This is a genomic window from Iamia sp., from assembly GCF_035575815.1.
Taxonomy (GTDB): domain Bacteria; phylum Actinomycetota; class Acidimicrobiia; order Acidimicrobiales; family Iamiaceae; genus Iamia.
In genome coordinates this window covers 1-16,070 of sequence record NZ_DATLXO010000205.1, presented here as the reverse complement: position 1 = coordinate 16,070, position 16,070 = coordinate 1, and the positions used below count along the sequence as shown (strand labels likewise).

At 72.8% G+C, this 16,070-nt stretch carries 13 protein-coding genes and 1 pseudogene; 4 read left to right on the top strand and 10 right to left on the bottom strand.

Going from position 1 to position 16,070, the window contains the following annotated elements:
- A pseudogene (locus VNL12_RS20505) lies at positions 1-1,081 on the top strand (hypothetical protein); the annotation flags it as partial.
- Positions 1,082-1,111: 30 nt separating this feature from the next.
- On the opposite strand, the gene VNL12_RS20500 reads toward VNL12_RS20505, so the two are convergent.
- Complete coding sequence (locus VNL12_RS20500) at positions 1,112-1,360, bottom strand: hypothetical protein (protein ID WP_325597209.1); 249 nt, start codon at positions 1,358-1,360, stop codon at positions 1,112-1,114.
- 222 nt (positions 1,361-1,582) lie between these two features.
- On the opposite strand from VNL12_RS20500, the gene VNL12_RS20495 reads away from it, so the two are divergent.
- Positions 1,583-1,855 (top strand): hypothetical protein, encoded by a 273-nt coding sequence (locus VNL12_RS20495; protein ID WP_325597207.1) that lies wholly within the window; start codon positions 1,583-1,585, stop codon positions 1,853-1,855.
- Here VNL12_RS20495 and VNL12_RS20490 read toward each other — a convergent pair.
- A complete protein-coding gene (locus VNL12_RS20490) occupies positions 1,845-2,714 on the bottom strand; it encodes a hypothetical protein (RefSeq protein ID WP_325597205.1) in 870 nt (289 codons plus the stop codon). The two genes, VNL12_RS20495 and VNL12_RS20490, sit on opposite strands and share 11 nt — an antisense overlap.
- 146 nt (positions 2,715-2,860) lie before the next feature.
- On the opposite strand from VNL12_RS20490, the gene VNL12_RS20485 reads away from it, so the two are divergent.
- Positions 2,861-5,695 (top strand): hypothetical protein, encoded by a 2,835-nt coding sequence (locus tag VNL12_RS20485; protein WP_325597203.1) that lies wholly within the window; start codon positions 2,861-2,863, stop codon positions 5,693-5,695.
- Positions 5,692-7,479 (top strand): hypothetical protein, encoded by a 1,788-nt coding sequence (locus VNL12_RS20480; protein WP_325597201.1) that lies wholly within the window; start codon positions 5,692-5,694, stop codon positions 7,477-7,479. The genes VNL12_RS20485 and VNL12_RS20480 overlap by 4 nt, the downstream gene beginning before the upstream one ends.
- Positions 7,480-7,536: 57 nt before the next feature.
- Here VNL12_RS20480 and VNL12_RS20475 read toward each other — a convergent pair whose 3' ends face one another.
- From VNL12_RS20475 to VNL12_RS20440, 8 genes are all read right to left on the bottom strand, one after another.
- Positions 7,537-9,183, bottom strand: coding sequence for an AMP-binding protein (locus VNL12_RS20475; RefSeq protein ID WP_325597200.1), 1,647 nt, complete (start codon positions 9,181-9,183; stop codon positions 7,537-7,539).
- 8 nt (positions 9,184-9,191) lie between these two features.
- On the bottom strand, positions 9,192-9,665 hold the full coding sequence (locus tag VNL12_RS20470; protein WP_325597198.1) for a peptidylprolyl isomerase: 474 nt from the start codon (positions 9,663-9,665) through the stop codon (positions 9,192-9,194).
- Positions 9,666-9,721: 56 nt separating this feature from the next.
- On the bottom strand, positions 9,722-10,312 hold the full coding sequence (locus tag VNL12_RS20465) for a TetR/AcrR family transcriptional regulator (protein ID WP_325597196.1): 591 nt from the start codon (positions 10,310-10,312) through the stop codon (positions 9,722-9,724).
- Positions 10,313-10,345: 33 nt separating this feature from the next.
- Positions 10,346-11,374 (bottom strand): ABC transporter ATP-binding protein, encoded by a 1,029-nt coding sequence (locus VNL12_RS20460; protein WP_325597194.1) that lies wholly within the window; start codon positions 11,372-11,374, stop codon positions 10,346-10,348.
- A complete protein-coding gene (locus VNL12_RS20455) occupies positions 11,374-12,528 on the bottom strand; it encodes an ABC transporter ATP-binding protein (RefSeq protein ID WP_325597192.1) in 1,155 nt (384 codons plus the stop codon). The genes VNL12_RS20460 and VNL12_RS20455 overlap by 1 nt, the downstream gene beginning before the upstream one ends.
- Positions 12,525-13,490 carry an ABC transporter permease gene (locus VNL12_RS20450; RefSeq protein WP_325597190.1) on the bottom strand — a complete coding sequence of 322 codons (966 nt, stop codon included), beginning with the start codon at positions 13,488-13,490 and terminating at the stop codon, positions 12,525-12,527. Before VNL12_RS20450 ends, VNL12_RS20455 begins: the two co-directional genes overlap by 4 nt.
- Positions 13,483-14,487 carry an ABC transporter permease gene (locus VNL12_RS20445; RefSeq protein WP_325597188.1) on the bottom strand — a complete coding sequence of 335 codons (1,005 nt, stop codon included), beginning with the start codon at positions 14,485-14,487 and terminating at the stop codon, positions 13,483-13,485. Before VNL12_RS20445 ends, VNL12_RS20450 begins: the two co-directional genes overlap by 8 nt.
- 52 nt (positions 14,488-14,539) lie before the next feature.
- On the bottom strand, positions 14,540-16,070 hold a 1,531-nt coding region (locus VNL12_RS20440; protein ID WP_325597186.1), incomplete at its 5' end, for an ABC transporter substrate-binding protein.

Genomic DNA, 16,070 nt, shown 5'->3' with positions numbered 1-16,070 from the left:
CCTGCTCGTGGCGCTGACCGGGGCCTTGCTCTGGACCCACTACTGGGGCCTCTGGTTCGTCGCCGCCGCCGGCGTTGGCCTGCTCCTGCGAGCGTTCCTGGCCCACCGGCGGGCCCAGCGCGCCCGCCGTGATGCCTCGGTCCGGGTGGCCCTCGCCCTCATCGGCGGCGGGCTGACGTTCCTGCCGTGGCTGCCCACGCTGCTCTACCAGTCCGCCCGCACCGGCACCCCCTGGGCCGATCCCTCCATCCCGACCGAGATCGCGGCGACGTCGCTGATCGACCTGGGCGGGGGCGCCGCAGGCGAGTCGGTCCTGCTGGCCGTGGCCCTGGCGCTGTTGGCGGCCCTAGGCCTCTTCGCCGCCCCGGGCACCGGCTCGCGGATCGAGCTCGACCTGCGCACCCGCCCCGAGGTGCGTCGCCTCGCCCTGTTGGCGGGCGGCACCCTCATCGTCGCCACCGTCGCGTCCTACGGGGCCGGGGCGGCCTACGCAACGCGCTACTTCGCCGCCGTCGCCCCCCTGGTGCTGGTGCTCGCCGGCGTCGGGGCGGCCCGGATCGGCGGCGCGGCGTCGTTCCGCCTCGTGCTGGCCGGCGTCTTGTTGCTCGGCGCCGTCTCCGGGGTCCGCACCGCCGTCAGTCGGCCGCGCACCCAGTCCCGCGAGGTGGCCGAGGCGGTCATCGCCGCCGGTCCGACGAGCGGCCCCGGCGGCCCGCTGGTGCTGGTCTGCCCCGACCAGCTCGGACCGGCCCTCAGCCGCGAGCTGCCCGCCGACACCGACATCGCCACCTACCCCCGCTTCGAGCGCCCCGAGCTGGTCGACTGGGTGGACTACGAGGAGCGCCTCGAGGACGCCTCGCCGGCGGCGTTCGCCCTCGAGGCCTTGGAGCGGGCCGGCACCCGTCCCGTCTGGCTGGCCTGGTCGGGCACCTACGGCACCCACCAGGGCACCTGCGAGGACCTGGCCAACGAGCTCCAGCGGGCCCGACCCGAGGGCATGCCCGTCGTGCTGGGCAACACCCAGGCCTTCGAGCAGTCCCACGCCTTCCTGTACCCGCCCCCCGCCCCCCCGCCCGCCTGAGCCTCGGACCCTGCCCGCCGAGAGACGGCTTCAGGCCGTGCGTCGCGGGGCCATCGCCGCCACCTCGGGGACCGACCCGAGCGAGGCGGGACCCGCGGCGCGCCGGATGAGCAACACATCCGCGGTGCGGACGCTGGCCACCCGGGTGCTCCACGAGTCGACCGTGCTGCGCCCGTCGGTGCGGAAGAACGTGGTCATGGGCCCTTCCTGCTGGTAGGCATCGGCGTCGCCCACGCTCTCCACGGTGCGGTCTCGGAGGGTCACCTCGAAGCAAGCCATGCCGGCACGCTACGACGCCTCCGTTGTGAGGAGGAAGGGCCACAACCTGTGGATCTCCGGTGGATCGGGCGTCGGGGGCTGGGGACCGACGGCCCTCGGCTGGGGATCACCGTTGCGCCACCGGTGGCCGCGGGACTGCAAACTGCGACCCTGGTGCGGCCTGGGCACCCACCAGGACGGCCGTTTCGGGTCGTTCGAGGTCGGACCTGCGATGCTCGTCGGGTGAGCTCCTCGCCGCCGTCGTCCCCGCCCCCGATCGACTTCCCCCCGGAGCCGTGGCGGGCCGCCGAGGTCCCGCCGCCGGCACCCGCGGGGGACCTGCACTTCCCCTGCCCCCGGTGCGGCGAGGACGTCAGCGACGTCGCCTACGGTCCGTGCACCGCCTGCCGCCGTGAGCTGCGGGCCCGGCTCGGTGGCGAGCAGCGGACGCTCGAGCGCACCGACTACGTGCCCAAGGTGAACGTGACGCCCAACGCGGTGGCGCTCAAGGACTGACGAGCGGTTCCTCGGCGGCGAGGCCGATGAGGCGCACGACGCGCCCGCGCTGGGGACGGAAGGCCTCGAGCAGGATCTCGGCGTCCGCGCTGCGGTCGTCGGTCTGCAGCACCCGCACCAGCGCCGCGAGGTGGTGGGCGTCGATCACGGGGAGCGCGTCGGACTGGCCCAACGCGACCGACCGGACGTGGTCGATGGCATCGGCGCCGACACCGGCGATGTTGCGCAGCCGATCGACGACCGCGTCGCCGGGTTCGGTGGTCGACAGCTCGAGGCGCGACGCGTGGGACGCGATGCGCCGGACCTCATCGGCGCGCTGGTGCTCGAGCCCGAGGACGTGGAGCTCATAGGGGTCGGCGGCGGCGACCCGACGCGGTGCGGCCGGGAGGCGGAGGCCACCGGGACCGGGCGCATCGTCGCCCATGGCCTCGACCAGGAGCGCCCACGAGCGGGCCGCCTCGAAGCTCGACACGCCTCGTCGGCACACGCCGGCCACCGCCGCGTCGGCGACCCGAGCCGATCGAGCGAGGCGGAACCCGGGGTAGCGGGCGACGATCGACGCCACCGGGTCGTGGTCGGTGACGAGCGCCGAGGGATCGTCGTGCACCCCGACGAGGCCGGGCAACAGCAGCTCGGACCACTCCGCACCGGGACCCCAGGCCTGGGCCACCACCGCCCCCTCACGGGCGTGGAGCTGAAGCGTCACGGCTCCCTCGGGCGTGCGGGTGGCCCACGTCCACGAGCCATCCGCGTCGGTGCGCCAACACGGGTCGGACTCGCCGACGCGCAAGGATCCGAGGGTCGGGCCGAGGTCGAGGCCGGGCGGGGTGGGAGGCGTGAAGGTCAGGGGTGGGGGCACGGGGTGCCGCTCGGGGGACCGCACCGGGACGGTGCCGTGTCGAACAGCCGTTCGGAGCGGCGATCGTAGCAAGCCGCGCGGGGTGGATCCCGTCCGGGTGGACGGGTGCCGGGCCGCCGGAGGGCCGGGCCGTAGGATCACCGGTCGTGTCCGCGCCTCAGACCGCCCCGTCGCGCCTCGCGCCCGACGGGGCGGTCGGTCGTCGGCGGGCCACCGGCGACGGCCTCTGGCTGGTGACCCTGGGGGCCGTCGTGGCCTTCGCGGTCGCCTGGGCCGCAGGTCGCTCCGGCGCGGGCACCGGGGTGGGCCAGGCCCTCGGCCGCCTCGACGGGGGACTGGCGCTGCTCCTCGTGATCGGGGCCGCCGCCGCCCAGCTCCCGGTCACCTCCCGGGCCCTCGCCGGCGACGCCGTGGCCCCGGCTCTTGCGGCCTGGCGCCGCCGCCTGCGCGACATCCTCCTGCCGTGGTGGCTGGTGGTGACCGTCGCCGGGTTCCTCTACCCGACGGTCGCAGGCACGATCCTGCGCCCCGCCGCGCCGGCCTCGGTGGCCGACGCCAACGCCATCGCCGCCTTCGAGACCGCGTCGCTGCCCACCTGGATCGACGTGGTGCTCGACTGGACGCTGCTCGCCCCGCTCACCCGCCCCGACGCCGGCACCTGGCCACCGGCCGCCGCCGGACGTCTCGGCCACTCCTGGGTGCTGACCACCGCAGTCGTCGCCTGGTTGCTCCTCCCGCTCTGGGAGCGGGGCCTGCGACGGGCGGCCGGTCGCGGGCGGAACCCGGTCGAGGTGGCGGTGGCCGCCGGCGGCGCGCTCGCTGTGGCCGGGCTCGGTCTGCGCGTCGTCCTGGCCGCGACCAGCGACCCCACGGGCTGGGGGGTCGTGGCGCGGGTCAGCCCGCCCGCCCAGCTCGACCTGATCGGCGTGGGCATCGTGCTCGGCGCCCTCGTCGCCGGCGCCCGTGCCGGTGTCGGCCCCCTCGTCGGGGCGGCCCCGGTCGTGCGTCGGGCCGCGCCCCGCCTCGGGGGCATCGTGGCCCTCGCCCTCCTCGTCGGCGCGGCCGGCCCCGGCGTCGGCAGCGTCCTCGACCCGGGCGGGGTGGCGGCCACGATCATGGCCCGGATCGGCCTCGCCCTCGTCGGCGCGGCCGGGGTGCTCTGGGGCCTGCTCGTGGACCGCGACGAGCCTCGGACGTGGTGGTCCGACGCCGTTGGCTGGGTCGCAGCCCGGGCTCGCACCGTGAGCGTCGGCGCGTTCCTCGTCGTGCCCCTGGTGACCGGGCTGTGGGTCACCCGGGCCGGCGGGGCCCCCGGCACCCAGCGGCTGGGACCCATGGTCATCGTCACCGTGCTCGGGTCGCTCGCCGGCGGGGCCGCCCTGGGGGCCCTGCGGCGCCGGTGCTTCGGCCCCGACGGGCGCCGAGCGCTCAGCCCCTTCGCGGTCCGCCTGGCGGTCATCACCGGTGGCGCCTTCGCCTGGCGGGTGCTCACCCTGGTATCGATCAACCGCACCAACCCCAGCGGGGGTGAGCTGTTCTACCACCACCACCAGGCCAACATGCTCGCCGACCGGGTCGGCTACTCCGAACCGTTCCGCTGGATCGACCAGGGCCTGGCCGTGCCGTCGGCCATCCACCCTCCGTTGCTCTCGACCTGGCTCGCCACCGGCTCGATGCTCGGGGCCCGCACGTTCCTCGCCCACAAGGCGCTGGGCGCCGTGCTCGGCGTGGGCATCGTTCTGGTGGCGGCGCTGATCGCCCGGCGCCTGGCCGGCGATTCCGCCGCCCTGGTCACCGCCGGGCTGGTGGCGCTCTACCCGAACCTCTGGATCATCGACGGCGCCCTGTGGCCCGAAGGCGTCTACACCACGATGATCGGTCTCGTCGTGCTCGCCGCGTACCGGTGGTGGGAGCGGCCCGACCTCCGCCGCGCCGCGGTGCTCGGGCTGTTGATCGCGACCGCCGCACTGGCTCGGGGCGAGGCGCTGTTCCTCTACCCGCTGCTCGTGGCGCCCCTCGTGCTACGGCGTCGGGGCATCCCCCTCGGCCGCAAGCTCACCGCCGGTCTCGTCGCCGGGCTGTGCGGGTTGGTGCTGCTCGCCCCGTGGACGGTGCGCAACGCCCGCGCCTTCGACCAGGTCGTGCTCCTGTCGACCAACAGCGACGAGGTCCTCTACTACGCCAACTGCCCCGACAGCTACGGGTTGGAGGAGACCCGGCCCGCCGCGGGTGGCCCCGCCGCTGATGACCAGTTACTGGGCTACTGGTCGTTCAACTGCCAGCAGCGCGAACGGGCCCGGGCCGGTCAGCCGGTGGCCGACGCCGCGGAGGAGGCCCTCTACCGCCAGTGCCTCGGACCGCGCTTCGGACCGGAGTACGAGGGCGTCGTCCCCGGCGAGCCGCCGGGCAACGAAGCCCAAAGGGCGCGATACTGGCGGTGCCTGGGCGTCGACTACGCGCGGGAGAACAGCGAGCGCATCCCCGCCGTGTTGGCGGCCCGGATCGGGCGCGAGCTCGACGTCTACCGGCCGGCACAATCCCTCGCGCTGCTCGAGATCGAGGGTCGCCCGCGCGCTGCCGCGCAGGTCGGCCAGCTGGCCTGGTGGGCACTGGCGCCGGTCGGCCTCGCCGGCGGGCTGGTGCTGCGGCGCCGCCGGGTGCTCGTCTACCCCCTGGTGTCGCTCGGTCTGATGGTGCTCGCCACCACGGTGTACGCCTACGGGGCGGTGCGGTTCCGCACGCCGCTCGAGCTGGCCCTGCTCGTCGGGGCCGGCGTCGCCGTCGACCACCTGCTCCGCCGCCGCCGCAGCAGCCGCAGCGGCACCGGCAGATGGCGCGGCGCTCCCGACGCGGCGGACGGGTCCAACGGGCCGGGCAGACCGGGTGGGGGCGCCACCTACCGTGCCGACGTCACCGACGGGGCCTCGACCGACCGGGCCGCCACCGACGGGGCCACCACGACCACGGCCGCAGACTCATGACCGCGACCGCCCGGCGCGACCTCGACGCCCCCGCCCCGCCCGACAGGCCTCGCCAGTGGGGCGACGACCTTCGCCGGTCGGCCCGTTCGCTCGTGCACGGGACCCGGGGCACGGTGCTGGCCGTGGCCGTCGTCGGCGTGGCGATCGGCCTGCCCCTGCCGACCCTCTTCCACTACCAGGGCCCGCCCATGGAGGAGGGCTTCATGCTCGTCTTCCCCGAGCGGGTGCTCAACGGCGACCTGCCCAACCGCGACTTCCTGCACCTCTACGGGCCCGGAAGCCTGTGGGCCCTGGCCGCCTGGTACAAGGTCGCGGGGACCACGCTCGCGGCCGAGCGGGTCTACGGCCTCGTCCAGCACCTCGGCATCATCTTCGGCCTCTTCGCCCTGGCTCTCCCGTGGGGCCGTCGGGTGGCCACCGTGTGTGGGGTGCTCGGCGTGTTGCTGGTGATCACGCCCATCGGGCTCACCGCCCTGGCCTGGAACGGCGCCGTGGCCCTCGGCGTCATCGGCTGCGCCCTGGCCCTCGCCGGGGCGCGACGCCTGAGCGACGGAGTGCCCGGCGCCCGACCCTGGCTGATCGCCGGGGGAGTGGCCTTCGGCGCCACCCTGCTCTTCCGCCCCGACCTCGTGGTCGCCGTCGGGCTCGCGGTGATCGCCCTCGCGTGGCGACGCTGGCGGCGCGACCTCCTCGGCCCTCTGGCCCTCGGGTTCGTGGTCGGCGTCGCCCCGGTGCTGATCCACCTGGCGACCGCCGGGATCGGCCCCTCGGTGGAGGGGATGTTCCTCCAGCCCGTGTTCGACCTGCGTGGGGGGCGCCACCTGCCGATCCCGCCGTCGTGGGACCGCCTCGACGGCGCCCTCGCGGCGGTCGCCCAGCTGCGGGTGCCGAGCTGGCCCCTGCCCATGCTCGCGGCCCCTCAGCAGGTGACGCTGTGGTTCCTCGCCCTGCCCCTGGCAGCCTTCGCCATCCTGGGCACCGGGGTGGCGGCGCTGCGCCGAGCCCCCGATGACCACCGGGGTCGCATCCTGGTGGTGGTGGGGGCCCTCGGCGTGGGCCTCCTGCCCCAGGCCCTCCAACGCCCCGACACCACCCACCTGGCCTGGGTGTCGTGCGTGTCGATGGTGTTCCTCCCCGTGGCCTTCGTGCAGTGGGGCGAGTGGTGGAGCGACCGCCGGCGAGTTGCGGCGCAGCGGGCGGCGCGGGCGGGGGAGCGGGCGCCCCGGGTGCATCCGACGGTGATCCGCACCGCCACCGCGCTGCTGCCCCTGGTGCTGGTGGTGCTGGTGCTCCCGGCGTACACCGCTCGCACCTGGACCGACCTGACGCGCCAGAACCTGACCGGCGACTACTTCGGCTGGGCCGTGCGCAACGACGACCGCACCTTCTACCTCGGCTCGCCGGACATCGCGGCCAGCGCCCAGGCGGTGACCGACGAGCTGCGGGGCCGCATCGAGCCTGGCGATCGCCTCTTCGTGGGGACGGCGGATCTGCGCAAGACGCCCTACAGCGACGCCTACTTCTACTTCCTGTTCCCCGAGGCGACCCCGGCCACGCGCTACATCGAGATGGACCCGGGCATCGCCAACGCCCCGGACTCCGGCCTGGCCGAGGAGGTCGCGGCGTCGGACTGGCTGGTCCTGTCCCACGTCTGGGACTCCTGGGATGAGCCCAACGACTCCCGGGAGCTGGGCTCCGACGCGCCGAACCAGGTCATCCGCGACCGCTTCTGTCGCGTCGGCGACCAGGGCCCCCACTACGAGCTCTGGCAGCGCTGCCGGTGACCCCTCCCGAGGCGGCATGTCCGACCAACTTTGAGCGGTTGAGCGCAGATGCGACGCTCAACCGCTCAAAGTTCGGCCCGTGGCGGCCTGGCGGGCCCAGGCGTAGTCGGGCTTGCCGCTCGGGCTGCGGCGCACGGAGGTGACGAGCACGACCGCCCGGGGCAGCTTGTAGCCCGCCAGGTGGCCCTCGGCCGCCGCCCGCAGGCCCTCGACGTCGACCGTCGCTCCCGCCCGGGGGGCCACCACGGCCACGATCTCGTTGCCGAAGCGGTCGTGGGGGCGACCCACGACGAGGCAGTCGGCCACGCCCGGGTGGTGCGCCAGGGCGAGCTCGACCTCCTCGGCGAAGACCTTCTCGCCCCCGGTGTTGATGCACGACGCCTCGCGCCCGAGGAGCTCCACCCGACCGTCGGCGAGCCACCGGGCGCGGTCGCCGGCTACCGAGTACCGGGTGCCGGCGATGGTCGGGAAGGTGGCCGCGGTCTTGTCGGGATCGCCCAGGTAGCCCATGGGCACCCGACCGGCCTGGGCCAGCCAGCCGATGGCATCGTCGCCCGGACCGAGGACCCGGGTCCGGTCCTCGTCCAGGACCACGGTGGTGGGGGCGGGGACGAACGCCCCGGTGGTGGCCGGCTCGCCGCCGTCGGAGGTGGTGACGGCTTGGCGGCCGGTCTCCGACGACCCGAGGACGTCGACGATCTTGACGCCGGGGATCAGCTCGAGCAGCGCCTGCTTGACCGGCGCCGAGAGGATCGTGCCCCCCGTGAGCAGGTGCCGCAGTCGCAGGCCCGAGGGGCGCTCGCGCAGCTCGTCGACGAGCGGGCGGGCGAAGGCGTCGCCCACGAGCAGCAGGGCGGTGGCCTCCTCGCGCACCGCGGTGGCCACCACGTCGGCGGGGTCGTAGCGGTCGGTCGTGCCCGACACGACGACGGTGCCGCCGCCGAGCCAGGCGCTGAGGGCGTTCCAGTGGGCGGCGCCGTGCATGAACGGCGCCGCCGGCAGGGTGCGCAGCGGGCGCCGTCCTTCGGCCTGGGTCGCCAGCTCCTCGGCCGAGGCGGTGATGCCCAGGCACGTCGCGGCGAAGTCGTCCTGGCGCCAGAGCACCCCCTTGGGGCGGCCGGTGGTGCCGCCGGTGTAGAGCACGTACCGGTCGTCGCCCGACCAGTCGGGATCGGGCGCGGCGGGCTCGGCTGCGGCCAGGGAGGCCTCGTAGTCGAGGGCTCCGGGCAGCAGGGAGTCGGGGGTGCCGTCGTCGACGCGCAGGACGAGGCGGGGGGCCACCGCCAGGCGGGCCAGCGCTCCGGCGACCTCGGCCGCGAAGCGCCCGTGGTAGACGACCGCCGCGACGCGGGCGTCATCGAACACCCCGGCCATCTCTTCGGCCGTGTAGCGCCAGTTGACGTTGACCGCCGCGGCCCGGGCGCGAGCTGCGGCGATCATGGCCTCGAGGTACTGGTTGCTGTTCAACAGCACCAGGGCGACGTGGTCGTGGGGCGACTCCCACGGCTGGACGGCGGGTGATGCGGCGAGGCCCACCTCGTGAGCGGCGAGGACCGACGCCAACCGGGCGGTGCGCTCGGCCTCCTCGCCCCAGGTCCAGGTGCGTCCCCGCCAGACCAGGGCGGGACGGTCCGGCACGCGCCGGGCGATGGCCTCGTGGGCCGCCGCCAACGAGAGCCCGCCGGGGGCGACGACCTCGGCCACCTGGCCTCTCAGTCGTCCTTCTCGGTGACGGTCACGGAGGTCATGGTGTCGCCCTTCTGAATCGACTGGGCGACCTCGATGCCGCCGGTGACGAAGCCGAAGAGGTTGTAGAGCTTCTCGAGCTTTCCGGTGCAGTCATCGATGCAGATGAAGAACTGGGTGCCGTTGGTGTTCGACCCCGCGTTGGCCATGGCCACCGCGCCGAGGATGTACTCGGCCCGGACGGGCTCGTCGGCGAACTTGTAGCCGCCGTCGCCGGTGCCGGTGCCCATCGGGTCACCGCCCTGGACCACGAAGCCGGGCACCACGCGGTGGAAGGTGAGGCCGTCGTAGAACCCGGCGCGGGCCTGGGTGACGAAGTTGTTGACCGTCACGGGGGCCAGCGCGGGGTCGAGCACCATGGTGATGTCGCCCCTGTCGGTGGTGAGCACCACCTGGTAGCGCTTGGAGGTGTCGATCGTCATGTCGGGCTGTGGTGCCATGGGTCGATCCTGCCACGCGGGCCCGCCCCGGCCCGACCCCGCCAACCGATCGGGGCTCAGGACGAGGTCGCCACCGGGCCGACGCCGCGAGCCGAGAGGCCCGGGACGAGCAGCTCGCAGAGAAGGCGTACCAGGTCCTCGGGCCGCACGGGCGGCGGCAGCGGGTTCAGTCCGGTCATCTCGTAGAGGGCGGTGATCGACCACGCCGCCAGGTGCGCATCGGGGGTGTCACCCCAGGTCTCGGCGATGCGGCCGACCCGCGCCGCGCGCGCCCCCTGCACCGAGGGGTGGTCGAGGAGGCCGCTGCGCGACAGCAACCTCCAGGTGTCGCCGTTGACCTTGGCATGACGACCGTAGGCCCGGCCCAGGGCGGTCACCTGGGTGGGGAGATCGGTACCGGGGTCGAGGGCCCCGAGCACCTCGCGGTCGAGACGGTCGAGGGTCCGCTCGGCCAAGGCCACGAGGAGGCCGGTGCGGTCTCTGAAGTAGTTGTAGACGAGCCCGCGCGAGACCTGAGCGGCATCCGCGATCTCTTCGAAGGTGACCTCGGCGGGGACGCGGTCGACCATCACCCGCTCGGCCGCGTCGAGGATCAGCTCGCGGCGGACCTCCGGATCGAGTCGCGTGCGGGTCGCCCTCGTGGCCATGGCGGACGCCGTCGACCTCGGGGCGGGCCGGGGTCAGCCCTGCGCCGACCCGGCGCCGACGGCGACGACCGTCTCGACCAGTGGGTGGTGGCAGGCGACGAAGCGACCGTCACCGGTGGGGGCCATCTCCGGGACCACCTCGACGCAGACCTCGTCGGCCCGCGGGCAGCGCGTGCGGAAGTGGCACCCGCTGGGAGGCGAGACGGGGGAGGGCAGCTCCCCGCCCAGGGGGACGCGGTCGGGGTCGACCTTGTCGGGATCGGGTTCGGGGATCGCGGCGAGGAGGGCCTCGGTGTAGGGGTGGGCCGGCGTCGAGTAGATGATGTCCGGGGGGCCGACCTCACACATCCGCCCCAGGTACATCACCGCCACGCGGTCGCTGACGTTCTTCACCACGGCCAGATCGTGGGCGATGAAGATGACAGTGAGGCCGTAGCGGGTCTTGAGGTCCTCGAGCAGGTTGAGGATCTGGGCCTGCACCGACACGTCGAGGGCCGACACCGGCTCGTCGCAGATGATGAGGTCGGGCTCGGTGACCACGGCGCGCGCGATCGAGATGCGTTGGCACTGGCCACCGGAGAACTGGTGCGGGCGGCGGCCACGGGCGACCTGGGGGTCGAGACCCACGGCCTCGAGCACCTCGTCGACCTTGGCGGCGCGCTCGGCCTCGGTGCCGATCTTCCAGATCCGCAGACCCTCGGCCACGATGTCTTCGACCTTGCGCCGCGGGTTGAGCGACGAGATGGGGTCCTGGAAGATCATCTGCAGCTTGGTGCGGATGGACCGGAGCTTCTCACCCTTCAGCCGGGTCAGGTCCTGGCCGTCGTAGACGACCGTCCCCTCGGTGGGGGGAGGCAGCTGCATGATGGCTCGTCCGGTGGTGGACTTCCCGCAGCCCGACTCACCCACGAGCCCGAGCGTCTCGCCCTTGCGGATGTCGAGTGACACGTCGGTCACCGCAAAGACGGTGCCGCGCCCGGTGGGGAAGCGGACGTGCAGGTTCTCGATGCGCAGGAGCGAGTCCTCGGGGGCGCCGAGGTGAGCGGTGCCACGACCGGCCATCAGGTGTCCTCTCCGGCCGGGGCCGCGGGTGGGGGACCGTCGACCGGGGGAGCGGGGGGCACCTTCGCCGGAACGGCCTGGTCGTCGTCGCCCTGGCGCACGTTGGCCTCGGTGACGACCGAGTCGACGGTGGTCTGCTTCGAGGTGATGCCGACCGGGAACCAGCACCGGTACAGGTGGCCGGTGCCGTCGTCTTCGAGCGGAGGCTCCTCGGCGTGGCACTTGTCCTGGGCGTAGGGGCAACGGGGCGTGAAGCGGCACCCGGACGGCGGATCGAGCAGATCGGGGGGGCGCCCGGCGATGGCCTCGAGGCGGGTGTGGCTGGGCAGGTCGAGCCGGGGGATCGACTTGAGCAGCGCCTCGGTGTAGGGGTGGCGCATCTCGCGGAAGAGCACCTGGGTGGGGGCCTGCTCGACGATGCGGCCGCCGTACATGACGGCGATCTCGTCAGCACGGGTGGCCACCACCCCGAGGTCGTGGGTGACGAGGACCACGGCCATGTTGCGCTCGCGCTGCTGGGCTTCGAGCAGGTCGAGGATCTGGGCCTGCACCGTCACGTCGAGGGCGGTGGTCGGCTCATCGGCGAAGAGCAGGGCGGGGCCGCAGGCGAGGGAGATGGCGATGACCACGCGCTGGCGCATGCCGCCGGAGAGCTCGTGGGGGTACTGGCGCAGGCGGCGCTCGGGCTCGGGGATGCCCACCGACCGGAGCAGGGCGACGGCCGTCTCACGCTGCTGGGTCTTGGAGTAGTCGAGGTGCTCGTTGATCGACTCGGTGATCTGGCGGCCGATGCGCAACACCGGGTTGAGCGCCGTCATCGGGTCCTGGAACACCATGGCCATGCGCGCCCCCCAGAGGGTGCGCAGGTCCGAGGCGCTGGCCCCGATCATCTCTTGGCCCTCGAAGCGCACGCTGCCGGTGCGGCTGGCGTACTTGGGCAACAGGCCCATGATCGACCGGGCGAGGACCGACTTGCCCGAACCCGACTCACCGACGATGCCGAGCGTCCGGCCCCGGCCGAGGTCGAGGCTGACGTGCTCGACGGCGCGCAGCGGACCCTGACCGGTGGCGAAGCTGGTCGAGAGGTCGTCGACCACGAGCAGGTGCTCGGCGTCGGTGCCCGGGGTGGCGGGTTCGGTGTCGACGGCGGTCACAGCGCGCTGTCCCGGACGTCGAACTTCTTGCGAAGGGCGTCGCCCAGGTAGTTGAGCGCCATCACGGTGACGAACAACGCGACGATCGGGCTGAACAGGGCGTTGAGCGGTGACGAGCGCACGTTGCGGTTCTCGGTGATCATGTTCCCCCACGACGGGTTGGGCGCCTCGACGCCCACGCCGAGGAGGCTGAGGGCGCCCTCGGCGATGATGGCGATGGCGATGCTGAGCAGGGCGATGGAGAACATGGCCGGGAGCACGTTGGGCAGCACCTCGCGGACCATGAGACGGCCGCTGCGGGCCCCCTGGGCCCGGGCCGCCAGCACGAACTCGCGCTGGGCCCAGCTGAGGGTGGTCGAGCGGGTGATGCGGGCCAGGAGCGGGATGGCCACGATGCCGAGGGCGAGCACCAGGATCTGGATGCTGGTGAGGCCGCCCGAGGTGTCGATCTCCTCGGCCCCGGCGGTCGCCGAGGCGCTGGGCGGCTTCAGGAACACGGCCAGGCTGAGGGCCAGGACCAAAGCCGGGAAGGCGAGGAGGATGTCGAACAGGCTGGAGAGGAAGGTGTCGATGCGACCCCGGCGGAAGCCCGCGATGAGCCCCAGCGTCCCACCGACCACGAAGCCGACGGCCACGGCGCCCGCGCCCACGGTGAGCGACGAACGGGCGCCGAAGACGAGCCGCGACAGCACGTCGCGCTGGCTCGAGTCGGTGCCCAGGACGTGACCCTCGGTGAAGAGGGGCAACCGGGGTCCGGCGCCCCGAGCGGTGGGCGAGTCGACGGGCAGGAACGGGGCCAGCAGGGCGACGGCGACCACGAAGATCAGCCAGCCGGCGGCGATCCAGCCGCCGACACCGATGCCGGAGCCGGCCTCGTTGGACGGCGCCTCGTCGCTGAGGCTGTCGTCCTCGAGCATCAGGACCGCGGGCTCAGACGACGGAGCGGTGGGGGCGTCAGGCATTGCGGATCCGGGGGTCGAGGATCGTGTACAGGACGTCGAGCAGGGCGTTGATCACCACGAAGCCGATGGCCACGATGGCCACGCAGCTCTGGAGGGTGACGAACTCCCGGCCGATGATCGACGAGGCGATGAGCTCGCCCATGCCCGGGATGCCGAAGATGACCTCGATGACGACGGTGCCGCCGATGAGCGTTCCGACGCTCAGGCCGGCCACCGTGATCAGCGTCAGGCTCGACGGCCGCAGCGCGTGGCGCCACAGCACCCGGGCGTTCGAGATGCCCTTGGACTTGGCCATGAGGATGAAGTCCTCCTGCAGGGTCTGGATCATGTCGCTGCGCAACAGGCGCATGTAGACCGCGATCTGGCCGAGGGCGAGGCTGAACGCCGGGAGCATCATCTGCTGGAAGTGCTCGGTCGGGTCGTCGGAGAACGGTGTGTAGCCCTGGGGTCCGAAGGGCAGCGCCGATCGGACGCCGATCCAGTAGGCGAGCAGGAGCCCGATGGCGAAGTTCGGCAGCGACAGCGCGCCGAAGGCGCCGGCGTTGGCGATCTTGTCGAGGATCCCGCCCTGCCGGTACGCGGCGATCACCCCCACCGGGATGGCGACGAGCAGGGCAATGATCTGGGAGTACAGGATCAGCTGGAGCGACGGGGGCAGGGCGTCACCGACGGCGTCGCTCACCGGCACCGTGCTCGACACGGTGTACTCGTTGCCCAGATCGCCGGTGACGAACCCGCTGATCCACTCGATGTACTGCTGGGGGAGCGGGTCGTCGAGGTCGAGGTCGGCGCGGATCTGCTCCTTGCGGTCCTCGATGATCGCCCTCTGCTCGGGGTCCGCGGTGTCGGTGCTCACCGGGACGAGGAGGTCTTCGGGCTCGCCCGGCAGCAGCCGGACGAGCAGGAAGGTGAAGACGGTCACACAGAACAGCACCACGACGAGCTGGCCCAGCTTGCGGGCGATCAGCTTGATGATGCGGACGGCGTTCGAGCTCACGGTGGGAATCCGTCGGTCGGGGGCGGGTATGGGGGCACGGCGCCGGCGGGGTCTACTCGTCGACCCAGAGGCCGTGGAGGGGGTGCCCGGTGGCCAGGCCCTCGAACGGGTCGCTGCCGTCGGGGAGGGCGGGCAGGGTCTCAGGCGTGTAGCCGAACACTTCGGGCTGGGTGGAGATGCGCCAGGTCGTCCAGTGCGCCCAGATGCTCCACACCTGCTCACCGAACTGGCGGTTGAGGTCCTGGTAGATCTGTTCCCGGGTGTCGGGGTCGGGCTCGGAGCGGCCCTCCTCGAGCAGCCTGTCGATCTCGGGGTCCTTGATGCGCCCGAAGTTCACCGGAGAGGTGCTGTTGAACCAGACGTAGAGCTCGTCGGGGTCACCACCGGGGTAGTTGCGGAAGCCCATGAGGTCGTAGTCGCCGCTGATGGCGTTGTCGATGAGCTTGTCCTGCTGGACGGTCTCGATCTCGATGTCGATGCCGACCTCCTGAAGGGTCTGCTGGATGTACACCGCGACCTCTTGGTTCGCGGCGCCCGGCGTCGCCTGGTAGGTCATCGTGCGGAGCGGGCCGACCTCCTCCTCGTACTCGGCGATCAACGCCTCGGCCTCCTCGAGGTCCTGCTCGCTGGGGTAGCCGGCGTCCTCCAGGTAGGCGGGCGAGCCCTCGGCGAACGGACCCGAGGCCATGGTGAAGCGGCCCCGGTTGATGACCTCCTTGTAGTCGGCCCGGTCGTTGGCCAGGGCCAGGGCCCGGCGCACCCGGACATCGTCGAGGGGAGCCTTGGAGGAGTTGATCTGGACGAACGACACCTCGGCGAACTGCTCGGAGGAGCGGTTCTTCACCACGCCGTCCTCCTCCAGGCCGTCGAGGGTGATGGCGTCCTGGGCGCCCGAGCTGTGCATGAGGTCGATCTCACCGGATTCGAGGGCGTTGACCCGCTGCTCGGATTCCACGATCGGCACGAAGCGGATCTCCTCGAGGTACGGGTACGGCTCCCCATCAGGAGCCTCCTGCCAGTAGTCCTCGTTCGCGGTGGCCACGAACTCCCGACCCGGATCCCAGCTCTCGAACTCGAAGGGCCCCGTCCCGATCAGCTCCCGATCACAGGACTCCGCATCATCGAGCTGCGCCTGCGCGATCATCCCCAACCGGCCACTGGAGTGCAAGAACGCCGGGAACGACACCCACGGCACCTTCGTCGTCACCGTCACCTCGAGATCGTCGGTCACCTCAACGGTGTCGATGTTGTCGAGCACGAAGATGAACAACAACGCCGCCCGACCCTCGTACTGACCCCGGTACGCATCGATGTTGTTCTTCACCACCTCCGCGGTCAGCTCCGAGCCGTCATGGAACGTCACCCCGTCGCGCAACGTGATCGTCCACTCGTCGAACGCCTCGTTCGGCTCCACCGACTCCGCCAGGTACGGCACGTACTCACCATCGGCGTTCGGCGCCGTCAACGTGTCAAAGATCGCCCGGGCCACCAAGATCCCCGAGATCGCCAGCTGTGACTCCGGCAGGCACCACCCGTCACCGGTCTCGGCCTCGAGCCCGTAGGTCACCGACCCGCCCCGCACC